We start from the raw sequence: 2,173 nt of genomic DNA on the forward strand, positions 1-2,173 counted from the left end.
TGTCACTGCCGGTGATAAAATACCCAATAACGCCGTTTTAAAATTCCCCATTTATCAAGGATAATCGACATATACCACGTTGCAGAGGAGTATGTGTCGATGTTGAAAATGGAGGAATTTTTTATGATTCGGGAACTGCACCAAAAGGGATGGTCTTTGACAGCCATTGCCGAAGAGACCGGTTTTGACCGGAAAACCATACGGAAATACATAAATGCTGAAAAGCTCCCTCGGAGCTCCAAGCGAGCGAAACGGGCAAGTAAATTAGATTCGTTTAAACCCTACTTACTTCAACGGATCCAGGAAGGCACCACTAATTGTGTGGTGTTACTCGAGGAGATCCGGGCGCAAGGGTTCGACGGGAAAAGTACTATCTTGAAAGATTTTGTGCAGCCGCATCGGAAACAGCCGAAGAAACAGGCGACCCGGCGCTTTGAGACGCCACCTGGCCAACAGGCACAGATGGATTGGGCAGAAGTCGGCTTATACGAAGTCGATGGACGCCTTCAAAAAATCTATGCGTTTTTAATGGTGCTGGGGTATTCGCGAATGAAGTACATCGAATTCACAACTGATATGAAATTGGAGACCTTGATGAAATGCCACATGAATGCCTTTGCCTATTTCAACGGCATTCCGAATCAAGTTCTCTACGACAATATGAAAACAGTTGTCATCCGGCATACACCGGTAGAAATCCGCTTCAATCAAAAGTTTGAAGACTTTCTCGCTTACTACGGCGTAACACCCAAAGCGTGCAAACCCTACCGCCCGCAAACAAAAGGGAAAGTTGAACGAACGGTCAATTACATGAAGCGAAACTTCTTTCAACGACGGCACGAACCCACGCTTGAAGCATTGAACCAGGATATGCGCAAATGGCTGGACCAGACCGCAAACAAGAAAAAGAATGAAACGACCCAGGAACCGCCGGTTCAGCGCTGGCAAAAGGAACAGTCTTTTCTGCAGGCTTGGGGGACGAAGGAGTTGTTCCCGACCACGCATTGGGAAATGCGCGAAGTCAGTCGCGATTGTTTCATCTCCTACTTAGGGAATAAGTATTCCGTTCCGTTTCGGTATGCCGGTCATCAAGTGAAAATCAAGGTGACGCTGGAGAAGCAATTGGAGATTTTTGATGAAGTGGAATGCATTGCGCAACACCCGATCCTTTCCGGTGAAACACGTACTCATGTCCGCTTTGAACATTACGAGGGGATGCAGGAGGCAAAAGAAAAAGAGCGAAAACGACAGAATCCCATCGGTTTGGCGACCCAGGACTCAACCGTTTCCACTCCTTGCGTTGAAGCACGTCCCCTCGCAGCTTACGCCGCCTTTGAAGGAGGTGATTTCGAATGAAATCTATCCTCGAAGAACGGCTGCATCAGCTGAACTGGTCGCATACGGCCAGTCAGCTCGATGATTTGGTCGAGAACGCTTCTACCCATAATGTATCATATTTCGACTTTTTACACACGGTCGTTTCGGGGGAATGGGAGCACCGGGAAGCCACCGAGTTGAACCGAAGGATTCACCGGGCAAAACTCCCTTACACCAAAACCATCCATGATTTTGATTTGGCATTCCAACCTAGTCTTAACGAGCAACGCATCAACGAAACACTGACCTGTCGGTACATTGCGAATGGTGAAAACCGGCTTCTCCTGGGACCGCCAGGTGTCGGCAAGACGCATCTTGCGATCGCTTTCGCATTAGAAGCTCTCACCCAAGGCTATAGTGTCCTGTTCCTCACCGCAGCCGATCTGGTCGCGGAGTGTCACAAGGCAGAAGCCAAAGGTACGGTTTCTCGCCTCATCAAGAAATGGACACGGCCGGATTTGATTGTCTTGGATGAGGTGGGCTACTTTCCGTTTGATGAGTTCTCAGCGAATATCTTTTTCCAAGTCATCTCGAAGAGATATGAGCACGGCGCGATGATTCTCACCTCGAACAAATCATTTATCGAATGGGGAAAGGTCTTCGGGGATGATGTCCTAGCTACAGCCATTCTCGACCGCCTGCTTCACCACTCTGTGACCTTTAACATCAAAGGTGATTCTTATCGCCTGAAGGAAAAGAAAAGAGCCGGAATTTATCCGGCTACCCCACCTGTAAAGTAGCTCAAGTGGGGAATTTTATTCCGGCTATAATGGGGAAAATTAAACCGGCGTTGACA

The 2,173-nt window shown here is 48.2% G+C and carries 2 protein-coding genes; both read left to right on the top strand.

What is annotated here, in order from left to right; translation table 11 throughout:
* Positions 1-99: 99 nt before the first annotated feature.
* A complete protein-coding gene (istA, locus tag QMA09_RS16980; RefSeq protein ID WP_290213987.1) occupies positions 100-1,356 on the top strand; it encodes an IS21 family transposase in 1,257 nt (418 codons plus the stop codon).
* Positions 1,353-2,117: an IS21-like element helper ATPase IstB gene (gene istB / locus QMA09_RS16985; protein ID WP_290213988.1), complete on the top strand. Its 765-nt coding sequence runs from the start codon at positions 1,353-1,355 to the stop codon at positions 2,115-2,117. Before istA ends, istB begins: the two co-directional genes overlap by 4 nt.
* Positions 2,118-2,173 lie beyond the last annotated feature (56 nt).

The sequence above is a fragment of the Planococcus sp. APC 3906 genome (assembly GCF_030407685.1).
In the GTDB taxonomy this organism is placed as follows: domain Bacteria; phylum Bacillota; class Bacilli; order Bacillales_A; family Planococcaceae; genus Planococcus; species Planococcus koreensis.